We start from the raw sequence: 23,284 nt of genomic DNA, 5'->3' as shown, positions 1-23,284 counted from the left end.
TTAACCCGCCAATGCTGCGGCGTTTTCGATGAGCCAGCCTTCCAGCCAGCGGGTATGCACGTCTCCCGCCCGCACCGCCGGATCGGCGGCCAGCGCAAGAAACAGCGGCTTGGTGGTCTTGAGCCCGCCGATCTTCAACTCGTTGAGCGCGCGGATCAGGCGCACTATCGCCGCCTCGCGCGTCTCTGCATGCACGATCAGCTTGGCAAGCAGCGAGTCATAAAAGGGCGGCACCTGATAGCCTTGGTAGAGCATCGAATCGAAGCGTACGCCCGGACCGCCGGGAATGCGAAGCTCGGCCACCTGCCCCGGGAAGGGAGCGAACTCCTTCGCCGGGTCTTCGGCATTGAGCCGGACTTCGATCGCATGCCCCTTGACGGAGACATCGCCTTGCCTGAACCGCAGCTTCTCGCCGCCGGCGATGCGAAGCATCTCCGCAACGAGGTCGATGCCGGTGATCGCTTCGGTGACCGGGTGCTCGACCTGGATACGGGTGTTCATCTCGATGAAGTAAAAGCGGTCTGCTTCATCGTCATAAAGATACTCTACCGTGCCGGCACCAGAGTATTTGACCGCCTTGGCCAAAGCGACCGCCGAAGCGCAGAGCTCCTCGCGCAGCCTGTCTGAAAGTGCGCGCGACGGCGCCTCCTCCCAAACCTTCTGGCGTCGCCGCTGCAGCGAGCACTCCCGCTCGTAGCAGTGGATGGCATCGCTTCCGTCCGCCAGCACCTGCACCTCGATATGGCGGGCCTTGCCGATCACCTTTTCCATGTAGAGGCCACCGTCGCCAAAGGCGGCGAGGGCTTCTGCTTCGGCTTGAGGAAAGGCTTGCTCGAACTCGGCGAGCGAGTTGGCGATGCGGATGCCCCGCCCGCCGCCGCCTGCCGCCGCCTTGATCATCACCGGAAAACCGGTTGCGGTCAGCACCTCTTGGCCAGCCTTGAGGCCCTCGACCCGGCCAGCCGAGCCAGGCACCACAGGGACACCTGCAGCGGCGGCGGCGGATCGCGCCGAGACCTTGTCTCCCATCATCCGGATCGCATCTCCCGACGGGCCGACGAAGACCAATCCAGCGCCTGTGACCGCGTCGGAAAACGCGGCATTCTCGGCAAGGAACCCATAGCCTGGATGAACGCTGTCGCAACCGGTGTCGCGGGCAGCCTTCAGAATTGCTTCGACATTGAGATAGGACTTCTTTGCTGCTGGTGGGCCGATGTTGACCGCTTCGTCCGCAAGCTGGACGTGGAGCGACTCGGCGTCTGCGGCCGAATACACCGCCACGGTGGTGATCCCCAAATCTTGCGCGGCCCGGATGATCCTGACCGCTATCTCGCCCCGGTTGGCAACCAGAAGCTTTTTCAGCATCAGTCGAGATCCGCAATAGGTGCGCCGGCCATGATGGGGTCTTCATTGTCGGCAATGAAGCGGATGTTCGTACCGGCCGTCTCGGCCCTCACTTCGTGGAACGACTTCATCACTTCGATGAGACCGATTACGTCTCCGGCGGAAACCGCGTCGCCATCCGCCTTGTAGGGCGGCTGGTCTGGCGAAGCGCTCCGATAAAAAGTGCCGGGAAGAGGCGAAAGAATCTGGGCCATAAAAAGCTCCGGAAAACTGCGGACAGACTAATTTGGAACCGCCCGCGCGGGCGGGTTCGGTCGAGTTCAGTGCCAGGGGGCGATTGCGGTGCGCACGGCTCTGGCTATTTCGATGGCGTTCGGCGTATCGGAATGCACGCAGATGGTTTCGCAGCGTACGGGGAAGAAACTGCCGTCCTCTGCCGTGCCCTCGCCCTCCCTGATGGCGCGTACGCACCGCTCGGCCATCTCTGCGGGGTCCTTGGCGTCATGAACGCGTGTCAAGATCAGCTTGCCGGAGGCATCGTAGTCGAGATCGGCATAGAACTCGGCGACGAATGGGATACCGCGCTCTTGATAAATCTTCTCATGCAGGGTGCCCGTCATGCCGAAGAGGGGTACGCCGAAAACCTCTGCCGCGTCACACACGCCATGGGCGATTGCCTCCTGCTGCATGGCCATGAAGTAAAGGCTGCCATGCGGCTTGATGTGGTGGAGTTCCACACCCTCGGCCTTGAGGAAGCCGGCAAGCGCTCCCACCTGGTAAATGATGGTGTTCCTGACTTCTTCGCGGGTCATCCGCATCTCGCGCCGGCCGAAACCCTGAATGTCGGGCAAGCCTGGATGGGCGCCGATCTTGACGCCACTCGCCTTGGCGCTGCGGACGGCGGCGTGCATGTGATCCGGATCAGAAGCGTGGAAACCACAGGCGACATTGGCAACGTCGATGATGGGCATCATGCCCATATCATCGCCAACCTTGTAGAGGCCAAAGCTTTCGCCCATGTCGCAGTTTAGCGTCACCGCCATCGCATTGTTACCCCTCGAAGCTGCCGTCTTTGCGGCGTTGCAGCATTTTTTGCGCATGCGAAGGCGTTTGTGAAATAGTAGTTTATTGATTGTCATATCAAAAAAACAGATAATGGTTCTGGGCCGGAGCGCACCATGACCATCACCTTGAAACAGCTTGATTATTTTATCGCGACCGCCGAGAGCGGACAGGTCAGTCATGCTGCGGTGGAACTCAACATCTCGCAATCGGCGGTCACTGCGGCGATAAAGACGCTTGAGGCTGACCTGGGCGTACGGCTTTTGGAGCGTAACCACGCTGGCGTAAGATTGACGATGGAGGGCGCGCGGTTTCTTGAACATGCGCGGGTTATCACCGGGGCCGTCGCTGCCGCCGTCCGAAGCCCGTTGCGCGATAGGAAAGGCCTGGCGGGCAAGCTGCGGCTGGGCATGACCTACACGGTCGTCGGCTACTACATGTCGCGCCACTACGCCCGGTTTCGAAAGACCTATCCCGAGATCGAGGTCGAGGTGCTGGAACTGCCCCGAGACGCTCTCGAAAGCGGGTTGATGTGCGGGGACATCGACATGGCCGTGATGCTGGTGTCGAACCTGGAGCACACCAAGGAGTTGGCGCAGGAGGTCTTGATGCGGTCGAACCGCCGGCTCTGGCTTTCGGCTGATCATCACCTGCTCGCGCGACAGGAAATCAGCCTCACCGATGTGGCGGCGGAAGATTATGTCATGCTGACGGTTGACGAGGCACGTACGACGGCCGCCCGTTACTGGGATGCCGCGGGGCTTTCGCTCCGCGCCGTCCTTACCACCAGTTCGGTCGAGGCCGTGCGGTCGCTCGTGGCTGCCGGCATGGGGGTCACTGTCCTGTCCGACATGGTTTACCGCCCCTGGTCCTTGGAGGGGCAGCGCATCGAAGTGCGCGGGCTTGTCGAGCCCATCCCCACTATGGATGTCGGCCTGGCCTGGTCGCGTGACAGATCAATCGAACCGGCAGCGGCGGCCTTCCGGGCCTTCATGTCCGTGACCATGGGCGGCGGCGGCTAACCGCCTGCCGTCAGGCAGGCGCTATGGCACAGGCTTGGAATGGTGGCGACGACGCGGATGCCGAACGGTGCGAGTTCCACGGCCATGGCCCGGGTGGCGGCAATCGCCCAGCCCTTGAAGCATTGCACCAAGTCAAATTCGGGCGAGGCGAGACGCCGCCGTTGGCGATCCGGTCGAACATCTCTTCGTCCATCGTCTCGAGCGCCAGGGCGGCTGGGCCACGCCGGCATTGTTGACCAGTATGTCGAGACCGCCAAAGGCCGAGCGGGCCAGGTCTGCCGCCGCTTCGAGCTTGCGAGTGTCGAGAGGTCGCCAGTGATTGGCCGCTCATTTCGCCGATTTCGGCAGCAACGCGGGCCGCGGCGGCCTCATCCCGGTCCATCAACACGGCCCGCGCACCTTCGGTGACGAATTTCCTGACGATGCCTTCGCCAAATCCCGAACCGCCGCCAGCGACGATGGCGACCTTGCCAGCAAGTCTCATATCTGTTCCTCCATTGACGCCACCATCGGGGAAGTCGGGTACATTGCACAGTCCGATTATCTGAACGCCCTTTTAGCTTTCCTTGTTTGAGGTCGACCGGCGTGGGAGGCATAGTCACCACGGATTGTGAGGAGGAAGGGATGACGCTGAATTTCGACCCGCGGGCGAAGGCCACGGCGCTCTACCATGGCGAATTCCGGCCGATGTTCGTCGGCGGCAAGTGGATTCCGGCACAGTCCGGCCAGGAGATGCAGGCGTTCAACCCAGCGACTGGCGAAGTGCTGGCCACCGTGCCGCGTGGCTCGGCGGCCGACGTCGATGCGGCGGTGGCCGCTGCGCGCACGGCTTTCGAAGGGCCATGGTCAAAATTCTCGCCCTATGAGCGGCAGTGCGTGCTTCTGCGCATCGCCGATCTCTTCGAGACCCATTGGGAAGAGCTCAGCGTTTCGGACACTCTCGACATGGGGCTGCCGATCACGCGCACGCTCGCCAACCGGCGGCGCGTCATCGGCATGCTGCGCTTCTATGCGGGCATGGCGACCGCGCTGCATGGCGAATCCATAGACAATTCGATCCCCGGCGAGATCGTCAGCTTCACAAGGCGCGAGCCGGTGGGCGTTGTCGGCGCGATCATCCCCTGGAATGCTCCGACCGCCGCTTCGATCTGGAAGATCGCGCCGGCGCTCGCCACCGGCTGCACGATCGTGCTGAAGCCCTCGGAGGATGCCTCGTTGACGCCGCTGCTGATCGCCAGGCTGATGCAGGAAGCCGGCGTTCCCGACGGCGTCGTCAACGTCGTCACCGGCACCGGGGCGGAGGCCGGTGCGCGGCTCGCTGAACATCCCGACGTCAACAAGATCGTCTTCACCGGCTCGACGCTGACCGGCCAGGCCATCGCGCGGGCGAGCGTGACCAACCTCAAGCGCGTTTCCCTGGAACTCGGCGGCAAATCGGCGATCATCGTCTGCCGGGATGCCGACATCGACAAGGCGGTTCCTGTCGCCGCGATGGCGGTGTTCGTTCATTCGGGCCAGATCTGCATCGCCGGATCGCGGCTGTTCGTGGCGCGCGAAATCCATGACGAATTCGTGCGCCGGGTCGCCGAGTTTGCCGGCAGGCTTCGCATCGGCCATGGCATTGAGGCGGAAACCGAAATCGGCCCGCTCATCAATGCCAGGCAGGCCGGCAAGGTGGTGGGCTATATCAAGGCCGGCCGCGACGAAGGCGCGGAACTGATAGCGGGCGGGTCGCGACTGACCGGCGAGCCCTACGACGGCGGCAATTTCATCGCGCCGACCGTCTTCGGCGCGGTGTCGGACAAGATGACCATCGCGCGTGAAGAAATCTTCGGTCCGGTGATTTCGGCGATGCCGTTCGACACGCTCGACGAAGCCGTGGCGCGGGCCAATGCGACGCCCTATGGCCTGGCGGCCGGCATTTTCACCAGTCATCTGGGCACCGCCCACAAGCTCGCCCGCCGCATCAAGGCCGGCTCGGTGTGGGTCAACATGTACCACGCCATCGACCCGGCGGTGCCGTTCGGCGGCATGAAGATGTCCGGCTACGGCCGCGAGGGCGGCATCGAACATCTGCATGAATATCTGGAGACAAAGTCGATCTGGATCCAGACCGACTGAGCGTGCGATGATATTCAGGTGAGGCCGGACTGCCAATGGCGGCGTTCGCAACGCACCATTCTCGGCGCTCGTGCAAGGTGCCTGTCCGAAGGCGCGATGTTCAGTTTGCCAGTTCGCGCAAATTTGTGCGGATGAGGCCCATCAGCTGTTCGGAGAAAGAGTGGTGCACATAGCCCCGCGCGGTGATGATGCCGACTGAGCATGGTCGATCGGCTCCGCCCGCATGCAGTGTGGAGAAAGAGGATGAGGAATCGTCGGTTGTGTCCTCTGCCGGATTTCACCTGCCGCAAAGCTCAGCCCGATGCCGGTAGCGTGCCGCGATCCCGTGACGGTACTTTCTTGAGTGACGGGAGTGTCTGGCCCGGCAGTCAAGCGGCTCTACTTTCCCCAGCTTCCGTCCTATAGGCCGTTTCCCTCGATCATTGCCATCAGGCAATCGCCAGATTGTGTGCCGCTGATGCCCAGATCACGCACGCTGTTCATGTGGTTTCGGTCATTCAGGCGGAGGTCGCAGACAAGGTGCCCCTGCGCGCGCAAGCGCTTTCCGAAGTCGGCGGCCTGCTGGTGAAAAGGTGACGTTTCCTGATCTCCGACGAGAATGGTCGCTGCCGTCTCCGGGTCATGCCACCGCGTCATCGGGGTGAAGGCAGTTGCCTCCTCATCGGTGATTCCGATTAGCGGCTGGAGGAAGGACGTCTGAAGGGGCTTGAGGTCGTAAAGGCCGCCTAGCAGCAGCGCCGCACGTATGCGCGATGGCATTGGCGTCTTTTCGAACAGGAATGTGGCCAGGTGCGCGCCCGCCGAATGACCACTTACGCTTAGCCGGGCAGGGTCACCGCCATGGGCGGCTATATTGTCCAGCACCCATTGTTTGGCACGCCGGATCTGGTCGACGATTGCCGCCATCCTGACTTCAGGCATCAGCGCATAGTCGACGATGACCGCGATCGCCCCAGCTTTGGTGACTGTGTTCGCTACATAAGAATAGTCGCTTCTGGAGAACATGCGCCAGTAGCCACCATGGATGAAGATGTGCACGGGAAGATCCCTGCGCTCGCCGGGCGGAAAGAACAGGTCCAACCTTTCGGCCTCGCCCTCGCCATAGGCGATATCAGCCGACATCGGCAGGTTCGCCCGGGTTTCCGCGCTGCGAGTCACTATGTCGGCCACGATATAGTCAAAATCGGCCACATGGTCGCGGGTGCGGAAAGGGTCTTTTGACATGACTGCCGGTTCAGAAGGTGACGGCAATATATTTAGCCTCCATGAACTCGGCGATGCCGTGGTGCTGGCCGCCTTCGCGGCCAAGGCCACTCTGCTTGACGCCTCCGAATGGTGCGGCCGGATCCGACATCAGTCCCCGGTTGAGACCGATCATGCCGGCCTCGATCCCCGACGCCACCCGCATGCCGCGTCCAATATCGCGTGTGTATATATAAGCGGCCAGACCATATTCCGTGTTGTTAGCATGTGCGATCGCCTCGGCCTCGGTGTCGAAGCGTGTGATGGGTGCCACCGGGCCGAAAATCTCCTCGTGCGCCATCTCCGCATCGGGCGGCACATCGGACAGCACTGTGGGCGGATAGAAGAATCCTTCTTCCTCCGAAATCGCCCCGCCGCAAAGCACCTTGGCTCCCCGGCCCACGGCGTCCTTGACCAAGCGGTCGATCTTGTCGACAGCCTTTCTGGTGATCATCGGCCCGCATTCTGTGTCTGCATTCGGGCCTGCTCCCACCTTAAGTGCCGCCATGCGCTTGCGGAGCCCGTCGGCAAAAGCATCATAGATTCCCGATTGCACATAGAGGCGATTGGCGGCGGTGCAGGCCTCGCCGGCGTTGCGCATCTTGGCGATCATCGCGCCGTCGAGGGCGGCGTCGAGATCGGCATCGTCGAAGACGACAAACGGGGCATTGCCGCCGAGTTCCATCGAACAGGAAATGACATGCTTTGAAGCCTCGCCGAGCAAGGTTCGGCCGACACCCGTCGACCCCGTGAAGGACAGTTTCCTGACGCGTGGATCGGCGAGCATGGCGGAAGTCAGCGGCCCGGGACTGGTCGTGGTCAGCACGTTGACGACGCCGGCAGGCACGCCGGCTTCGCTGTAGAGTGCCGCCAGCGCATAGGCCGTCAGCGGTGTTTCACTGGCCGGCTTCAGGACGACAGTGCAGCCTGCCGCCAGCGCCGGCGCGATCTTGCGGGTCGCCATCGCGGCCGGAAAATTCCACGGTGTGATCAGCACGCAGATTCCGATCGGCTCATAATCGACCACGATCCGGTTGGTGCCGGATGGCGCAGTGCCGAATTCACCGGTAATCCGGACCGCCTCTTCGGCATTCCAGCGGAAGAACTCGGCGGCGTACGCCACTTCGCCGCGCGCGTCGCGCAACGCCTTGCCATTCTCCAGCGAGATCAACATGGCGAGCGTTTCGGAGCGTTCGACCATGAGCTCAAAACAGCGCCGAAGGATTTCCGAGCGTTTGCGCGGCGCCGTCTCCCGCCATCCCTTAGCTGCTTTGGCCGCGGCCTCGACGGCGGCGGTGGCGTCCTCGACTGTCGCATCGGGAACCGCCGCGATCACCGCCCCGGAGGAGGGATCGACGACATCGATGAGCCGACCGTCGGAGGACGGTCGCCAAGTGCCGTCGATGTAGAGTCCGTGCGAAAAACCGCGCACGTCATAGCCATCCTGGTCGAGCTGCTGAGCGTTCAAATTCATCGCTTTGTTCCGTTCTTCACATAACGCAGGCGGCGATGTCGCCGTCATGGGCAGCCTGGACGAGGCGTCGCATCGTGCCGAGATCGAAGGCACGCGGATTGTTCTTGATCAGGCGGTCGATGCCGAGCGCTTGCTCAGCGGTCCAGTCAAGCTTGTCGGCGGGGAGGCCTAGATCCGCCAGTGTTGGCGTAATGCCGATCGCCGCGAACAATCGCCTGATCTCCTCGATTGTGGCGGCTGCCATCTGGGCGGTGGTTCTCGCCTTCGTTTCCAAGCCAAGTGCCGCGCCGATCTCTGCCATCTCGTCAGCGGCGACGCGGCTGTTATAGGTCATTACGTAAGGCATCATTGTCGCCACGCCCAAACCATGGGCGGTGTGGGTGAGGGCGCCTGCCGGATATTGCACGGCATGCGCCGCCGCCGTTCCGGCGGTGCCGAATGCGCAGCCCGCTGCCAGAGCGCCCATCATGACATCGGCACGCGCGTCGACATCGGTGCCGTCGCTGCAGGCTTTCTCCAGACTCCGGCCAAGCAGTTTTATCGCGAGCAACGCGAAATGGTCGGTCAGGGCAGTCTTGCCGATGAAGACATGCTGTTGCGGCAGATTGGGGTCTTCACCGCGCCGCATGGCGGTGAAGGCCTCGATCGCATGGGTCAAAGCGTCAGCGCCAGCGATCGCGGTCAGGCCAGGGGGGCAGGTCATTGTCAGTTCGGGGTCGCACAGGGCGACTGCAGCGATAAGGTGAGGGCTCGATATGCCGACCTTGAGCGTCCGGTCCGGGTCGGAAATCACCGCGACCGGCGTCACCTCGGAGCCGGTGCCGGCCGTGGTGGGTACGGCGATCAGCGGCAGTGTCGGACCCGGCACCTTGAACTCCCCGTAATAGTCCTGGAGCTTGCCGCCATGGCTGAGAAGCAGCGTGGCGCATTTGGCGAAATCGAGACAGCTGCCGCCGCCGATGCCGATCACCATGTCCGGCCTGAACCCCTTGGCTTCCTCGACACAGATGCCGACCGTGTCGCGTGGCACGTCGGGCAGAACGCGGTCATGCACAAGGACTTCGATCGAGGCTGATTGAAGGGACTTGATGATGTCGACGAATACCGTTGTGCCCGCGAAACGCTCATCGGTGCAGACCAGCGCACGTTGGCCGAACCGGGCGGCGACCGTCGGCAGCACATGGCGCTGCCCTTTCCCGAACAGGATTTCACGCGGCAACCGCAGGGCGGCGAAGAGGGTCATGATCGGTCCTTTGACGGCGGCTGACTGGAAACGGAGGCATTGAACTGGGCTTGGGATCGGACGGTCTAAGCGCGTGTCTCTCGCCCCTAAAACATATCCGCTTTAAAATCGTATAGGATATAGGATTGCATCGACGGAACCATCGTGTTAGCAGTCCTGACTGTCAAGAGGCAAAATATGCAGACCGCAAACTTACCCGACCCAAGCGACGCCACCATTGGAGTTGGTCGCATCCAGCGCGCCAACAGTCTCGTCGAAGATGTCTATGAAGCCATCTTCGCGCAGTTGATGGCGCTGAAAATCCCGCCAGGCTCACGTATTACAGTCGATAGCCTGGTCAAGGAATTCAACGTCTCGCACACGCCGATCCGCGAAGCCCTTGGCCGGCTCGAAGGCGAAGGCCTCGTCCTCAAGACGCATTTGATCGGTTATCGTGCTGCACCCCAGATCACCCGGCGCCGTTTCGACGAATTGTACGAAATGCGTCTGCTGCTCGAACCGCATGGCGCCGCAAAGGCCGCCGTAATGATGGACGAGGCCAAGTTCAATGTGTTGCTCGAAGCCGCCGGCGTGATGTCACGCCGCGAAGGCAAGGATGATCGCGTACGCTATTCGAACTTCGCCAGGCAGGATGCGATCTTCCACGACAAGATCTTGGAGTTTTCTCAAAACGAACTCATCCGAGAGACGTTGGGCCACCAGCACACGCACTTCCACATCTTCCGCCTGATGTTTCATGCACGTGTGACCGAGGAGGCACTTGACGAACATGAGGCGATTCTTGCCGCGTTCGGCTCTGCCGATCCCGATGCCGCCGCAAAGGCGATGCGCATCCATATAGAGCACTCGCGCGATCGCCTGCTCCCGGCATTCGATTGAGGTCGGAACGGATGTCCATTGCCGCTAATATCGCCGGGGAGGGCGGGAGCACGTTGTCCAGCAATGCGCATGGTTCGCTCGAACCGGTGCTGCGCGCCCAGCAATTGTCCAAGCAATACGGCCCGGTGACGGTGTTGTCGGACGTCACTTTGGACATCCTGCCCGGTGAGGTCCACGCCATCATTGGCGAGAACGGTGCCGGCAAGTCGACGTTGATGCGGCTGCTGTCCGGCTATGTCGAGCCAAGCCATGGCACATTGTCGATGAACGGACACGCGGTGAAATTTGCCAAGCCCAGCCAGGCACAGGATGCCGGTATCGCCTTGGTCCATCAGGAGATCCTGCTCGCAGAGGGGCTCACGGTCACCGACAATCTGTTTCTCGGGCGAGAGCTTTCGCGTGGCCTCGTCGTGGATGACCGCGCCATGCGCCGGCTGGCGGCCGACAAACTGGCGCAGATCGGCTGCGCGGTCTCGCCAAGGGCACTGGTGCGAGACGTCTCGCTGGCAGACCGGCAGATGGTGCAGATCGCTCGTGCTCTGCTTGACGACTATAAATTGGTTATCTTCGACGAGCCGACCGCCGTTCTGACCGGTGGCGAGGTCGAGCGCCTTCTGGAGATCGTCCTGCGACTGAAGGCTCACGGCACCGCCGTGCTGTATATCAGCCACCGGTTGGACGAGGTGCAACGGGTCGCCGACAAGGTGACCGTTCTGCGCGACGGCAAGATGGTCGGCACCTATCCCGGCAAGACGCTGAGCCAGATGGATATGGCGCGGTTGATGGTCGGTCGCGAACTGGCCGCACTCTATCCTGAAAGGACCGCAGCGCCTTCGGATGTACCGATGCTGAGCGTGAGGAACGCCTCCGTTCCCGGCTATGCGGAGGACGTGTCGTTCACGGTCCACAAAGGCGAGATCCTCGGGTTCGCCGGCATGGTCGGCGCAGGCCGAACCGAACTCTTCGAAGGCATTATCGGCCTGCGCCCGGCGGCCGCCAAAGTCGAACTTGAGGGCAAGTCGATCCATTTCCAATCGCCGCGCGCGGCGATCGACGCCGGCGTCGGCTACCTGACCGAGGATCGCAAGGGCAAGGGATTGCTGCTGCAAGAGCACCTGGCGCCTAACCTGACGCTGTCGGCGCTCGGTGTGTTCCATCCCGGCCTCTCGATGGGTCGGCGCCGCGAAGCGGAGGCCTTGGAACAGGCCGTGGAGACATATGACATCAGGCTGAAGAGCCTCGGTGCCAAAGCGGGCCAGCTTTCCGGGGGCAATCAGCAGAAGCTGCTGCTGGCGAAGGTGCTGCTGACCGATCCTTCGGTGGTCATTATCGACGAGCCCACGCGTGGCATCGACATCGCCAACAAGGCGCAGATCTATGCCTTCATCCAGGAGCTTGTGGCCAAGGGCAAGGCCTGCATCGTCATCTCTTCGGAGATGCAGGAACTGATCGGCATCTGCGACCGCATCCTGGTGATGCGCGAAGGCCGCATCACCGGCGAGGTCAGCGGCGCCGAAATGACCGAAAGCAACGTGGCGGTACTGGCGACCAGTGGCCCCAAGCCAGGGCCAAAAGCCAAGGGAGGCACAGAATGGCTGTCATGACCGAATCCGCACCCAAGCGTCGCCCCCTGGATCTCAATGTCAGTTGGACCGACATCGGACCCTTCCTTGCGCTGGCGGCCCTCCTGATCGTGGGTTACCTCATCAACCCCGATTTCCTGTCCGCCACCAATCTCGCCAACGTCATCACCCGCAGCGCCTTCATCGCCATTATCGCGGTCGGCGCGACATTTGTGATCTCGTCCGGCGGGCTCGATCTTTCCGTCGGCTCGATGGCCGCCTTCATCACCGGCATCACCATCATGTTCATGAACACGGTGGCGCCGCATGCCGGTATCTGGGCTATTCCCGCCGGCATGGCGGTGGCGATCCTGGTCGGCCTGCTGTGCGGGCTTGCCAACGGCCTCATCGTCACGGTCGGCAGGATCGAACCATTTATCGCCACGCTGGGCACGATGGGGATTTTCCGGGCGCTGATAACCTATCTGACCGACGGCGGCACGATACCGATCGACCGGTCGCTGCGCGAGGCCTACCGGCCTGTCTATTTCGGCACGGTTGCCGGCATCCCGGTTCCAATCCTCATATCCGTCGCCGTCGCCGCGGTCGCATCCTTCATCCTGTACAAGATGAAATACGGCCGTAAATGCGCGGCGGTCGGCGCCAATGAGGATGTCGCCCGCTATTCCGGCATCTCGGTGATCAGGACACGGACCGTCGCCTATATCGTCCAGGGTGTCTGCGTGGCCATTGCCGCGATCTGCTACGTGCCGCGCCTGGGCGCCGCGACGCCGACGACCGGACAGCTTTGGGAACTGCAGGTCATCACAGCCGTGGTGATTGGCGGCACCGCGCTGCGCGGCGGCAAGGGCCATGTGTGGGGGACGGTCGCCGGAGCCGTCATCCTGGAGCTCATCGCCAACCTCATGGTGCTGTCGGACTTCGTCTCCGAATACCTCGTTGCCGCTGTTCAGGGCGTCATCATCATCATCGCCATGCTCATCCAGCGGTTTTCGAATTCGAAATAGCGCCGCGTCCGGACCACGCGGATCAACGTTCTTATAGGTCCAAGGGAGAAGACAATGTTCAGTAGAAAATGGATTGCGGCGGCGACACTTGGCGCGCTGCTGCTGGCCGGCCAGGCCATGGCGCAAGACAAGAAGGTCATCGCGGTGTCGATACCGGCAGCCGACCACGGTTGGACGGCGGGCATCGTCTATCACGCACAAGCAGCGGCCAAGGAAATCAACGCCGCGTTCCCGAACGTCGAAGTGGTCGTGAAGACGTCGCCGTCCGCGGCGGAGCAGGTCAGCGCGCTTGAGGACCTGTCGGCCAGCCGCAAGCTGGATGCTTTGGTGATCCTGCCTTACAGCTCGGAAGAGCTGACCCAGCCGGTCAAGGCTATCAAGGACATGGGCACGTTCATCACCGTCGTCGATCGCGGTCTGACTGACGCCTCCGTCCAGGATCTTTACCTCGCCGGCGACAATATCGCGGTTGGCACCAACACAGCCAAGTTCATGATCGATAAGCTCGGCGGCAAGGGCGACGTCGTTGTGCTGCGCGGCATTCCGACCGTCATCGACGACGAGCGCATCAAGGGCTTCCAGGACACGATCAAGGGTACGAACCTGAAAGTTCTCGACATCCAGTACGCGCATTGGAACAGCGACGAGGCCTTCAAGCTGATGCAGGACTATTTGGCCAAGTACCCGCATATCGATGCGGTCTGGGCCAATGACGACGACATGCTGCTTGGCGTGCTCGAAGCGGTCAAGCAATCGGGCCGGACCGATATCAAGCTGGCGCTCGGTGGCAACGGCATGAAGGACATCGTCAAGAAGGTGATCGACGGTGACGCCATGACGCCGGTCGAGACGCCATATCCGCCGTCGATGATCAAGACCGCGATCTACATGACCGTCGCCAACCTGATCGGCCAGGCACCCGTCCGTGGCACCGTCAAGCTCGACGCGCCGTTGATCACCCAAGCCAACGCCAAGGAATACTATTTCCCCGACTCGCCATTCTAACCCTATCCGATTTCACCGAAAGGCAGGGCGCGGTCTGCGCCTTGCCTAGCTCAAACACTGAGAGGAAGAGCCATGCCAGGCAAGAAGATACTGATGCTGACCGGTGAGTTCACCGAAGAATACGAAATCTTTGTCTATCAGCAAGCCATGGAAGCCGTCGGTCACACCATCCACGTGGTATGCCCAGACAAGAACGCCGGAGATCTGATCAAGACCTCGCTGCACGACTTCGAGGGCGACCAGACCTACACCGAAAAGCTCGGCCACTATGCTCTGATCAACAAGACTTTCTCGGAAGCCGAGAGGCAGCTCGATCAATATCATGCCGTTTACTGCGCGGGCGGCCGCGGCCCGGAATACATCCGCACCGACAAGCGCGTGCAGGCGATCGTGCGCCATTTCCACGAGGCCAAGAAGCCGATCTTCACCATCTGCCACGGTGTGCAGATCCTGATCGCTGTTGACGGCGTGGTGCGTGGCAAGAAGGTCGCAGCACTCGGCGCCTGCGAGCCTGAGGTGACACTGGCGGGTGGCACCTATATCGACCTGTCGCCGACCGAGGCCTATGTGGACGGGACAATGGTTTCTGCCAAAGGCTGGACGGCGCTTGCCGCGTTCATCCGCGAATGTTTGAAGGTGCTGGGAACGGAAATCCGCCACGCATAAGCTTCTGGAACCGACGCATTTCGCCAAGGGATGCGTCGGTTGCTTTCAACAGCGCCTCCATATCCATAAATTCGGTCGGGATCGCGGCTCCCGAGCACAACGATATAGGCGAGATGCTCAAGGATCGCCGCCTGGTTACGCCGCTTTTCGTCCTTCTTGTTTCACTGATCGCGGCAGTGCTGTTCGACATGCTGGCGCGCGGCGTTGTTTCAGCGTCCGGATTAGAGGTCGTGTCGTCGACCGTGCGGCCCGTCGTCGCCCCGAGGCCATCACGCTCGGTGCCGAGGCCCGGTGAACAAGTTCTCATAAAACCTTCTGACAGCCGTTCGATCGGCGCTCAGGCGCGACGTCACCATGAAAGCGTGATGCGCCTCAGTTCAGACCTGCGTCAGTGAATATGGCATCGCGGATAACGAATAGTCCCTGACGTCCGGGTTGGTCATCGGCCTGACGAAAAGAACGGCGTCTAGGAACGATTCCGGCCGGCTGCCGTTGCCTAACATTAGATATCTCTTATGGAAGTTGCGAAATGCCGCTGTGTCAGAATCTATGCCCTCTTGAAATGACATTCAAATGTCCACGTTGCGGATTGGCTTTGCTGAAACCCGGGCGCTGGTTTCAGGTTGCATCCAAATATCGCTGCGAGGGGTGTCACAGCGAAATCCGGATTACTTATCCCGACAAGATTGCACTATTCCAGAAGTATGGGGCTTCGCAACGCGAGGGTCCATCTCCGCCAAAGCATAGCTCAGTCCTGACCAAGTCATTCAGCGGCTAGGCCATGGTCCTGCCAGGGGCAGTCTGAACGCTGACTGCCGGCGGTAGTGTTGCCTGTTGCATGGAACGAAATCCGTTCCTTGCGGTTGGAGTTCATGCCTCCAGCTACACGCAATTGAGCCGGCCATGCCCTGCAGTCAGGAGCAGTGATGCAAACATACCTGGTAGAGCAAATGGAAGGGGACGACGTAGTTGCGGCGAGTAATGTCAATGCGTCCAGCCCGTTCACGGCGGCGACTATATCAACAGGACGCCAAGTTACCCTGCGGACATGGGAAAACAATTGGGTTCGTGTCACGGATGAGCTTGGAGGGGAAGTATTCGCATACTGCTTCGTTTCAGGCGCCGGCGAAGCGGACAGCAGCGCACAGCCCGACACCTCGGTAAGGTAGTCCCACAGCCCGGGCGGGCGCAGGCTTGCATGCTCAACTTCGAACGATTCAAGCGATCAAGACCGCCTGGCGCATCATCCGAATGATTGATGAAAAGATCATGCCGCGGGGCGATAAGCGGCAACAATCCTAGCGTGGGGCCCTTATGTCTCTGGCGCATTTAGAATCTTCGAGGGCGATTCGAACGGTGCAGACTGACTACCAACCGGTGGTCTCTTGTCGATGGTCAAAAGTTCCCGATCATGCTCTTGACGAGGGCGGGCCCGTTCTACGTCTGCATCAACGGATGGGAACTGGCTTCGTCGACATTCCGGTCTTTGATCACCTGAGGGAAATCGCCGGGCATTATTCCGAAAAATTAGCCGCCAGCGACGGCACCAACCGACTGACCTATTCCGAGCTTTTTCGGGCGGTCGAGGCCTTGGCCAGCCGGATTGAAGCCGTCGTTCCCGACGGAAATGCGGTTGGAATACTTCAGGCCAACTCGGTCTGGTACACAGTTGCGATGCTGGCCAGCATGGCATCCGGTCGACCGTCAGTACCGCTTAACGTGCGAGATCCGGACTCGCGCATCAACGAAATCGTCGCCGACGCGAGGCTCTCCGCCATAATTGGCGACAAAGGCATCCATGGCCTTGATCTGCCCCAGCACGTTGCCCGGATCGAGATAGCGCAATCGTTGCAGGCAACGCTTCGTCCAGCTGAACACCGTACCGTTTCTGTCGATGCACCGGCAATGGTGCTTTATACCTCCGGCAGCACGGGCCGCCCCAAGGGGATTGTCAACAGCCAGCGGAGCTTGCTGTGCCGAGTGCAGCAATATGTCGACGCCTGCCACATCAATGCGCAGGATGTTTTCCTGCCCCTGACCGGCCCGGCAACCATCGCCGGTTGCCGGGAAATCCTTGCTGCTCTTCTTACGGGTGCTACGTTGCAGCTTGTGGAGGTCGAAGCCGTCGGCCTGCGCTCGGTTCGCGGCCGCATGCAATCGGAAGGCGTGACGATCACGTATCTGGTGCCGGCATTGCTTCGCGCTCTCCTGGCGGATGAGCCCGCGGACGCCTTTGGTTCACTCAGGGTTGCCCGAATTGGAGGCGAGAAGGTGTCCTCGGCCGACATCCGCCTGGTGCGCAAGGCTGTCCCGCCAACTTGCCTGGTGCAGATCGGCTATTCATCGACGGAAACGACTGGATCGCAGTGGTTCTTGCCGCACGATTGGCCGGAATTCGATTCCTCAGCTCCCGTCGGTTGGCTGCTTCCGGGAATCAGCTTCGCAATTGTCGATGAAGAGGGTTACCCGGTTCAGCCCGGCAAGATCGGAGAACTGTTGATCAGAAGCCCGTATGTCGCACTCGGATATTGGGAAAACGGGGCAGTTGTTCCGTTTGAAATAGATCCCGCCGACCAGACGCTTCGTATCTTTGCAACGGGCGATCTTGTGCAAATTGGGAGTGATGGCCTGTTGCGGATCATCGGTCGCAAAGGGCGCCAGATAAAGGTCAATGGGCGGCGCGTTGAGCCGGCCGAACTCGAACGGGTTCTGCGTGGCGCGCCGTCGGTGAAGGATGCCGTGGTTATCGTCACCCCGGCGAATGAACTGGTTGCGTTCGCCGTACCGCACGGCAGGGCGGGAGTCAGTTTTTGCGACGAGCTGCGCCAATTTGCCAGGACAAAATTGCCGCCGGCGCTTTGCCCGCTGCGGCTCCATGCAAGCGCCGAGATACCGCGGCTGGCCAGCGGAAAGATCGATATGGCAATGCTGGCTGCAATCGACCTTTCGGTGCGGGAAACAACGCCCCCACCGCAAATCGCCCATGCGGGAAATGAAGTTCCTGCTCATCAGATCGTACGGCGTGCCTGGACCAAGGTCCTTAAAACGCGGGTCGCACTGGGGTGCTGGGATGAAGCGGGGGGAGATTCGCTGAAGCTGCTGCATTGCGTGATGGAAATCGAAAGCGCGATCGGGCAAGAGCTCGGATTGGAAGCCTTCACGGTTGGAATGAGCTTCGATGAGATGGTTGCAGCGGTCATTTCCGCTCAAGGAGGCGGAGAGCACGCGCCCGCCTGGAAACACGAGCCTCCGCTGCTTTTCCTTTTCCCCGGGTCGGTCGGCTATGGTCCGAGCCTTGCTTCGTTCGCATCAGCAATAAGCAAGGTCGCCAGGGTGTCTCCCATCAGATATCCGGCCCTGGGCATGATCCTGCAAGGTCAGAACACTGTCGCCGCAATGGTCGAAGCTGCAATTGATCATATCAACCGCGTGCAGCCGACCGGCTGTGTTCGCCTGCTTGGCCACTCGCTCGGAGGAGCGGTCGCTTTTGAGGTTGCCGCTCGTCTGCTTGATCAAGGGCGAGCGGTAGCGTTCACGGGCATTCTGGATACCAGCCTGGTTGGCGAGCGCAGCAAGCGTTGGGAGACCATTACCCGGACATTTCACCGGATCCGAACCAATCGTATATCGGCTAGTCGGGTGGCGTGTCGCGCGCTTGCCAAGGTCGCGGTCAAAATGCACTGCGAATCCCGGCTTGCCGGCTTCCTCGACCGCTATGCCGAGGGTCAGTTCAATCCGACGAGCTTCAGAACCAAACTTGAACTGCAGGAGGTTCTGCGGGCGCGGGCCTTCTTCCAATGGCTGACAGAACCTAGGCCGATACTGCCGATCACCGGCACCTTGTTCCGTTGCGCGCGGCCCGGAATGCCCCTTGCACTCGGGTGGGATCGGGCATTCGTCCATCTGGACGTCATTCCGATCGCCGGCACCCACATCGACATGGTCGTGGAGCCTCATCTGACCGTCAATCGCCCACTCATCGAAAACGCTGTGACCGAGACCTACTCTTCAATCGAGTCACGCAAACAGGAGGCAGTGTCATCGACCTGATCGGCGAATTCAGCAGCGATGTGCTGGCGCTCGATGCCCGGCTGGAGATCGATCGCATCGTCGAGACTTTGCGCGAACAGGTTCTCGGCACACAACGGCGTCGCGGAGTGGTCGTCGGGCTCTCCGGAGGCATCGACAGTTCGGTCGTCGCAACGGTGTGCGCACGGGCGTTCGGAAAGTACAAGGTACTGGGCCTGTTCATGCCGGAGCGCGATTCGTCAGGCGACTCGTTGAGGCTTGGCCGCAGCGTCGCTGGGCAGCTTGGCATCGACACCATCCTTGAAGATATCGAGCCGGCGCTCGAAGGCATTGGCGCCTACGCCCGACAGATCGAGGCCATCCGAACTGCCGTCCCTGGATATGGCGAAGGCTGGAAATGCAAGCTGGTCATGGCATCGGTGCTGGAGAGCAGCGGCCTCAATATCACGCGCCTTACGGTCGAGGATCCGGACGGAAAGATCGACACCGTGCGTCTGTCGCCGGCGGCTTACCTGCAGATCGTCGCTGCTACCAACTACAAGCAGCGGGTTCGCAAGATGACCGAATATTATCATGCGGACCGCCTCAACTATGCAGTGGCAGGCACGCCAAACCGGCTCGAATACGACCAGGGCTTCTTCGTCAAGCAGGGCGACGGCGTCGCCGATGTGATGCCTATCGTCCATCTCTACAAGACCCAGGTTTACCAGCTGGCGGAATATCTCGGGATTGACACGGAGGTCCGAACAAGGCCGCCGACCACGGACACGTTTTCCATGGCGCAAACCCAGGAGGAGTTCTACTTCGCCTTGCCCTATCAGTTAATGGATTTGTGCCTCTACGGCATGAATCACGGAATTTCGGCCGGCGCGGTCGCCGCCGCCGCCGGCCTCACGGCCGAGCAGGTCGAGAAGGTCTATAAGGATATCGTCAGCAAACGCCGCGCCGCACGCTACCTTCACGCACGGCCGCAGCTGTCCGCTGCGATGGACAGGGATTGACCCATGTGCGGCATCGCCGGAATTGTGGCGCTGAAAGCGGCTGCGGAGCCTCCGTCACGAGCCGCGCTTCTGAGAATGGCAGCCGCGCTCTCCCATCGAGGTCCGGACGAAAGCGGCCTTTACCGCGACAAGCGAGCGGGGCTGGCGCATACCCGCCTGTCGGTCATCGATCTCTCGACCGGACAGCAGCCTCTCGCCGACACAGGCAATACCACCTGGATCGTGTTCAACGGCGAGATCTTCAACTACGTCGAGTTGCGTGACCAACTCATAGCCCTGGGACATCGTTTCCGCACCCGCAGCGATACGGAGGTCGTCGTGCATGCCTACCGCGCCTGGGGCGTGGGCGCGTTCGAGCGGCTGAACGGGCAGTGGGCACTCGCCATCTGGGACTCGCTGACAGGCCGCCTCGTCCTGTCGCGCGACCGGTTCGGCATCTGCCCGCTGCATTTGTGCGAACACGCTGGCCGCCTGCATTTCGCCAGCGAAGTTAAGGCCATCTTCGCAGCCGACCCGGCGATACCGCGGGCCTTCGATCCGGCGGGGGTCGACCAGACTTTCACGCTGTGGACCGTCGTACCGCCGCAAGGCGTATTTCAGGGAGTACAGGAACTTACCCCCGGCCATGTCCGCATCTACGACAATGGCAGCGTTCGTGAGCAGGCTTTCTGGAAACCTTGCTATCCCGAGAGCGAGGACCTGTCCCATGGCACCTTCAGGGGCTCGCTGGAGGATGCGGTGGACGAAGTGCGCGGCGCCTTGCAGGCCGCGACGGCGCTTAGGATGGTGAAGGCGGATGTGCCGGTCGGCTGCTACCTTTCCGGCGGGCTCGACAGCTCACTTGTCGCCATGCTCGGGAGGCGCTTCGCCGGCGCGCCGTTCCAGACTTTCTCGTTGCGTTTTGCTGACGCCGAATATGATGAAACCCGTTACCAGCGGCTGGTTGCAAGTGCGAGCGGCGGCGAGCACCACGAGGTGATGGTTTCGCGCAGTGACATCGCCGACATCTTCCCAGATGTGATCCGTCACGCCGAGCGTCCGATTCTCAGGACGGCGCCGGCGCCGTTGTTCCTTCTCTCGAGGCTGGTGCGCGAACATGGCATCAAGGTCGTGCTGACCGGCGAAGGGGCCGACGAGATGTTCGCCGGCTACGACCTGTTCCGGGAAGGCAAGGTCCGCCGCTTCTGGGGGCGGCAGCCCGCCTCTGCCCGACGCGCGCGACTGCTGGAACGCCTCTACCCTTATCTGAGCCGCTCGCCGGTCAAGCAGCAGGCGATGGCGCGCCAGTTCTTTGGACATGGTATCCATGCATTTGGCGCGCCCGGCTTCGCGCATGATACCCGCTGGCGCACCACCAGCGCCATCAAACGGCTGTTCTCGGCCGACATGCACGCCGAAACGGCGCGTCACGACGTGGTGGCGGACCTGCTCTGCCGCCTGCCCGAAGAGTTTCAACGATGGGGTCCTCTCGCGCAGGACCAGTATCTTGAGATCAGGACGCTGATGTCGGGCTACCTGCTCTCCTCGCAGGGAGACAGGATGCTGATGGCCCATTCCGTCGAAGGGCGGTTCCCGTTCCTGGACGACAGGCTGGTGGCCTTGGCGAATTCGCTACCGGCCGACTACAAGCTGCGCATTCTGGATGAGAAACACGTGCTGAAGCGTGTGGCGAAATCGATCGTGCCCGCGGAAGTCGTGGCCCGCAAGAAGCAACCCTACCGGGCGCCCAACGCACTTTGCTTCATCGGCGATAGCGCACCCGCCTATGTCCGCGAAGCACTCTCGGAGACTGCCCTGCGCGCAGCGAATGTCTTTGATCCGAACTCGGTCGCGCGCCTGCTGGACAAATGCGCTGCCAAGACCGGCGATGGGGATCTGTCCAACTCGGACAACATGGCGTTGGTCGGCGTGCTGTCGACGCAGCTCCTCCATCAGCAGTTTGTCGCAAGCCGCCCTTCGAGCGGGTGTGCGGTCGACCTCAGGATAGATGTCGATCACCTGCACAGGCAAGAGGTGCTGGTATGATGCATGGCGCCGTCCCTCTGCTGCACGACTACCTCAGCCATTCGGCCGGCCGGCTCGGCGACAAGGTGGCGCTGGTGTGCGGCGGGCACCGGCTCGCCTATGATGAGCTTGAGACACGTTCCAACGCGGTCGCCCATCATCTCGTCACGTCCGGGGTCGCCCCCGGTGACCGCGTCATGATCTTCGCCGACAACACCGTCGAGACCGTGGTCAGCTTCTGGGCGGTTCTCAAGGCGAGCGCCGTTGTGTGCGTCGTCAATCCGCTCACCAAGAGCGACAAGCTGGGGTATTTGCTCAACGATTGCCTGCCGGCGGCATTGATCACCGACAAACATTTGCAGCCGATCTTTACTGAGCCGGCGCGTAACTGTCCGTCGCTGCGGCGGCTCATCGTCTCCGGTCAGGTGGACGACGCCGAGCTCCGGGGATTGCCGCATGCCGTGCGCTGGGATGAGGCGGCTGCCGGCCACGGCAAAGCGCCGGCCCGCCGCCGCATCGATATCGATCTCGCAGCCATCATCTACACGTCGGGCTCGACCGGCGAACCCAAAGGCGTGATGCTGACACACAGGAACATGATGGCAGCCTGCGCGTCTATCGCCTCGTACCTCGAGCTTGGCGAAGACGACGTGATCCTCAATGTCTTGCCCCTGGCCTTCGATTACGGCCTCTATCAGATGATAATGGCATTCCGTACCGGGGCGCGGTTGGTCCTCGAGCGCTCGTTTGCCTTCCCCGCACAGATACTTGCGATCATCGAAAGGGAGAGAGTTACAGGCTTTCCCGGCGTGCCGACCATCTTTGCCGCGCTGTCGGATCTCAAGACGCTGAAGGCAAATGATTTTGCAAGCATAAGGTATGTCACGAACACTGCTGCGGCACTGCCGCTCAAGCACATTCGCCTGCTCCAGGAACTGTTTGCCGATGCCCGGATCTATTCGATGTACGGCCTGACCGAATGCAAACGCTGCACCTATCTTCCGCCGGAAGATCTTGCGCGAAAACCGTTGAGCGTGGGGATCGCCATCCCGAACACCGAAATGTGGATTGTCGATGAGGATGACCGAAAGGTCGGTCCCAATGTCGTCGGCCAGTTGGTCATCCGCGGAGCAACGGTCATGAAGGGCTACTGGGGTAAGCCGGAGGCTACCGCGAGGAAGCTCAAGCCTGGCCCTTTGCCCGGCGAGCAGGTTCTGTACACCGGCGACTACTGCCGAATGGACGAGGAAGGGTACCTCTATTTTGTCGGCCGCAGCGATGAGATCATAAAATCGCGGGGAGAAAAGGTGGCGCCTAGGGAAGTCGAAAACGTGCTGATGGAAATCCCGGGAGTACGGGAAGCCGCGGTTGTCGGAGTTCCCGACGACCTGCTGGGGCAAGCAGTGAAAGCGTTTGTCGTCATGGAGCAAGGAACGATCATAGGCGAAAAGCAGCTGCGGATGGAATGTCAGAAGCGGTTGGAAAACTTCATGATTCCGAAGTCCATCCAAATTGTGTCCAGTCTACCGATGACGGACACGGGCAAGCTCAAGAAAATAGCGCTGTCATAAAGCGATACCTGGAAATCATTTGGATCGGAGG

20 protein-coding genes are annotated in these 23,284 nt (G+C 61.3%); 13 read left to right on the top strand and 7 right to left on the bottom strand.

Features of this window, described 5'->3' with window-relative positions:
- The 3 genes from NKH97_RS05145 to NKH97_RS05135 form a co-directional block, all read right to left on the bottom strand.
- Entirely contained in the window at positions 1–1,365 is a 1,365-nt protein-coding gene (locus tag NKH97_RS05145; protein WP_352795623.1) for an acetyl-CoA carboxylase biotin carboxylase subunit, read from the bottom strand.
- On the bottom strand, positions 1,365–1,598 hold the full coding sequence (locus tag NKH97_RS05140; RefSeq protein ID WP_013533152.1) for an acetyl-CoA carboxylase: 234 nt from the start codon (positions 1,596–1,598) through the stop codon (positions 1,365–1,367). The genes NKH97_RS05145 and NKH97_RS05140 overlap by 1 nt, the downstream gene beginning before the upstream one ends.
- Positions 1,599–1,664: 66 nt before the next feature.
- Positions 1,665–2,387: a LamB/YcsF family protein gene (locus tag NKH97_RS05135; protein WP_127255327.1), complete on the bottom strand. Its 723-nt coding sequence runs from the start codon at positions 2,385–2,387 to the stop codon at positions 1,665–1,667.
- Positions 2,388–2,522: 135 nt separating this feature from the next.
- Here NKH97_RS05135 and NKH97_RS05130 point away from each other — a divergent pair, with 135 nt between their 5' ends.
- The gene (locus tag NKH97_RS05130) at positions 2,523–3,428 is read left to right on the top strand and encodes a LysR family transcriptional regulator (protein ID WP_127294331.1); all 906 of its coding nucleotides are present in this window, start codon (positions 2,523–2,525) and stop codon (positions 3,426–3,428) included.
- A 10-nt stretch (positions 3,429–3,438) separates the two neighbouring features.
- Here NKH97_RS05130 and NKH97_RS05125 read toward each other — a convergent pair whose 3' ends face one another.
- Positions 3,439–3,852, bottom strand: a complete 414-nt coding sequence (locus tag NKH97_RS05125) for a Rossmann-fold NAD(P)-binding domain-containing protein (protein WP_352610109.1) — start codon at positions 3,850–3,852, stop codon at positions 3,439–3,441.
- Here NKH97_RS05125 and NKH97_RS05120 point away from each other — a divergent pair.
- Together NKH97_RS05120 and NKH97_RS05115 are read left to right on the top strand one after the other, a co-directional pair.
- Positions 3,748–4,002 carry a hypothetical protein gene (locus NKH97_RS05120; RefSeq protein WP_352610114.1) on the top strand — a complete coding sequence of 85 codons (255 nt, stop codon included), beginning with the start codon at positions 3,748–3,750 and terminating at the stop codon, positions 4,000–4,002. The genes NKH97_RS05125 and NKH97_RS05120 overlap by 105 nt on opposite strands.
- Positions 4,003–4,052: 50 nt before the next feature.
- On the top strand, positions 4,053–5,549 hold the full coding sequence (locus NKH97_RS05115; RefSeq protein WP_352795620.1) for an aldehyde dehydrogenase family protein: 1,497 nt from the start codon (positions 4,053–4,055) through the stop codon (positions 5,547–5,549).
- 399 nt (positions 5,550–5,948) lie between these two features.
- Here the strand turns inward: NKH97_RS05115 and NKH97_RS05110 are convergent, their stop codons facing one another.
- Genes NKH97_RS05110 through NKH97_RS05100 form a run of 3 tightly spaced genes read right to left on the bottom strand, consistent with a single transcriptional unit; the run spans position 5,949 to position 9,508 of the window.
- A complete protein-coding gene (locus NKH97_RS05110; RefSeq protein ID WP_352440672.1) occupies positions 5,949–6,773 on the bottom strand; it encodes an alpha/beta hydrolase in 825 nt (274 codons plus the stop codon).
- Between the two features lie 10 nt (positions 6,774–6,783).
- Positions 6,784–8,265, bottom strand: a complete 1,482-nt coding sequence (locus tag NKH97_RS05105; protein ID WP_292694426.1) for an NAD-dependent succinate-semialdehyde dehydrogenase — start codon at positions 8,263–8,265, stop codon at positions 6,784–6,786.
- Between the two features lie 16 nt (positions 8,266–8,281).
- On the bottom strand, positions 8,282–9,508 hold the full coding sequence (locus NKH97_RS05100) for an iron-containing alcohol dehydrogenase (protein ID WP_352553534.1): 1,227 nt from the start codon (positions 9,506–9,508) through the stop codon (positions 8,282–8,284).
- A gap of 177 nt (positions 9,509–9,685) precedes the next feature.
- Between NKH97_RS05100 and NKH97_RS05095 the strand changes: the two genes are divergently transcribed.
- From NKH97_RS05095 to NKH97_RS05050, 10 genes are all read left to right on the top strand, one after another.
- Positions 9,686–10,387, top strand: coding sequence for a GntR family transcriptional regulator (locus NKH97_RS05095; RefSeq protein WP_352795617.1), 702 nt, complete (start codon positions 9,686–9,688; stop codon positions 10,385–10,387).
- Positions 10,388–10,398: 11 nt separating this feature from the next.
- Complete coding sequence (locus tag NKH97_RS05090; RefSeq protein ID WP_352795615.1) at positions 10,399–11,991, top strand: sugar ABC transporter ATP-binding protein; 1,593 nt, start codon at positions 10,399–10,401, stop codon at positions 11,989–11,991.
- Positions 11,988–12,977, top strand: coding sequence for an ABC transporter permease (locus tag NKH97_RS05085; RefSeq protein WP_352795760.1), 990 nt, complete (start codon positions 11,988–11,990; stop codon positions 12,975–12,977). The genes NKH97_RS05090 and NKH97_RS05085 overlap by 4 nt, the downstream gene beginning before the upstream one ends.
- Before the next feature lie 54 nt (positions 12,978–13,031).
- Positions 13,032–13,982 (top strand): substrate-binding domain-containing protein, encoded by a 951-nt coding sequence (locus NKH97_RS05080; RefSeq protein ID WP_023808960.1) that lies wholly within the window; start codon positions 13,032–13,034, stop codon positions 13,980–13,982.
- 72 nt (positions 13,983–14,054) lie between these two features.
- Entirely contained in the window at positions 14,055–14,648 is a 594-nt protein-coding gene (locus NKH97_RS05075) for a DJ-1/PfpI family protein (protein WP_013533129.1), read from the top strand.
- Positions 14,649–14,761: 113 nt separating this feature from the next.
- On the top strand, positions 14,762–15,043 hold the full coding sequence (locus NKH97_RS05070; RefSeq protein ID WP_352610084.1) for a hypothetical protein: 282 nt from the start codon (positions 14,762–14,764) through the stop codon (positions 15,041–15,043).
- 919 nt (positions 15,044–15,962) lie between these two features.
- On the top strand, positions 15,963–18,698 hold the full coding sequence (locus NKH97_RS05065; protein WP_023808959.1) for a non-ribosomal peptide synthetase: 2,736 nt from the start codon (positions 15,963–15,965) through the stop codon (positions 18,696–18,698).
- On the top strand, positions 18,695–19,678 hold the full coding sequence (gene nadE / locus NKH97_RS05060; protein WP_032908690.1) for an NAD(+) synthase: 984 nt from the start codon (positions 18,695–18,697) through the stop codon (positions 19,676–19,678). Before NKH97_RS05065 ends, nadE begins: the two co-directional genes overlap by 4 nt.
- A 3-nt stretch (positions 19,679–19,681) precedes the next feature.
- The gene (gene asnB / locus NKH97_RS05055) at positions 19,682–21,703 is read left to right on the top strand and encodes an asparagine synthase (glutamine-hydrolyzing) (RefSeq protein ID WP_023808957.1); all 2,022 of its coding nucleotides are present in this window, start codon (positions 19,682–19,684) and stop codon (positions 21,701–21,703) included.
- Positions 21,700–23,253: a class I adenylate-forming enzyme family protein gene (locus tag NKH97_RS05050; protein WP_031212342.1), complete on the top strand. Its 1,554-nt coding sequence runs from the start codon at positions 21,700–21,702 to the stop codon at positions 23,251–23,253. The genes asnB and NKH97_RS05050 overlap by 4 nt, the downstream gene beginning before the upstream one ends.
- The last annotated feature ends 31 nt before the right edge of the window (positions 23,254–23,284 follow it).

This window comes from Mesorhizobium sp. M0870, assembly GCF_040319775.1.
Taxonomy (GTDB): Bacteria; Pseudomonadota; Alphaproteobacteria; order Rhizobiales; family Rhizobiaceae; genus Mesorhizobium.
Note: the sequence above shows the minus strand (reverse complement) of the source record. Positions and strands in the feature narration are given on the sequence as shown.

What these genes read in the sequence shown, in the direction of transcription:
- NKH97_RS05145 (WP_352795623.1), bottom strand. Translation starts at nt 1,365, where the DNA reads ATGCTGAAAAAGCTTCTGGTTGCCAACCGGGGCGAGATAGCGGTCAGG.
- NKH97_RS05140 (WP_013533152.1), bottom strand. Translation starts at nt 1,598, where the DNA reads ATGGCCCAGATTCTTTCGCCTCTTCCCGGCACTTTTTATCGGAGCGCT.
- NKH97_RS05135 (WP_127255327.1), bottom strand. Translation starts at nt 2,387, where the DNA reads ATGGCGGTGACGCTAAACTGCGACATGGGCGAAAGCTTTGGCCTCTAC.
- NKH97_RS05130 (WP_127294331.1), top strand. Translation starts at nt 2,523, where the DNA reads ATGACCATCACCTTGAAACAGCTTGATTATTTTATCGCGACCGCCGAG.
- NKH97_RS05115 (WP_352795620.1), top strand. Translation starts at nt 4,053, where the DNA reads ATGACGCTGAATTTCGACCCGCGGGCGAAGGCCACGGCGCTCTACCAT.
- NKH97_RS05110 (WP_352440672.1), bottom strand. Translation starts at nt 6,773, where the DNA reads ATGTCAAAAGACCCTTTCCGCACCCGCGACCATGTGGCCGATTTTGAC.
- NKH97_RS05105 (WP_292694426.1), bottom strand. Translation starts at nt 8,265, where the DNA reads ATGAATTTGAACGCTCAGCAGCTCGACCAGGATGGCTATGACGTGCGC.
- NKH97_RS05100 (WP_352553534.1), bottom strand. Translation starts at nt 9,508, where the DNA reads ATGACCCTCTTCGCCGCCCTGCGGTTGCCGCGTGAAATCCTGTTCGGG.
- NKH97_RS05095 (WP_352795617.1), top strand. Translation starts at nt 9,686, where the DNA reads ATGCAGACCGCAAACTTACCCGACCCAAGCGACGCCACCATTGGAGTT.
- NKH97_RS05090 (WP_352795615.1), top strand. Translation starts at nt 10,399, where the DNA reads ATGTCCATTGCCGCTAATATCGCCGGGGAGGGCGGGAGCACGTTGTCC.
- NKH97_RS05085 (WP_352795760.1), top strand. Translation starts at nt 11,988, where the DNA reads ATGACCGAATCCGCACCCAAGCGTCGCCCCCTGGATCTCAATGTCAGT.
- NKH97_RS05080 (WP_023808960.1), top strand. Translation starts at nt 13,032, where the DNA reads ATGTTCAGTAGAAAATGGATTGCGGCGGCGACACTTGGCGCGCTGCTG.
- NKH97_RS05075 (WP_013533129.1), top strand. Translation starts at nt 14,055, where the DNA reads ATGCCAGGCAAGAAGATACTGATGCTGACCGGTGAGTTCACCGAAGAA.
- NKH97_RS05070 (WP_352610084.1), top strand. Translation starts at nt 14,762, where the DNA reads ATGCTCAAGGATCGCCGCCTGGTTACGCCGCTTTTCGTCCTTCTTGTT.
- NKH97_RS05065 (WP_023808959.1), top strand. Translation starts at nt 15,963, where the DNA reads ATGTCTCTGGCGCATTTAGAATCTTCGAGGGCGATTCGAACGGTGCAG.
- asnB (WP_023808957.1), top strand. Translation starts at nt 19,682, where the DNA reads ATGTGCGGCATCGCCGGAATTGTGGCGCTGAAAGCGGCTGCGGAGCCT.
- NKH97_RS05050 (WP_031212342.1), top strand. Translation starts at nt 21,700, where the DNA reads ATGATGCATGGCGCCGTCCCTCTGCTGCACGACTACCTCAGCCATTCG.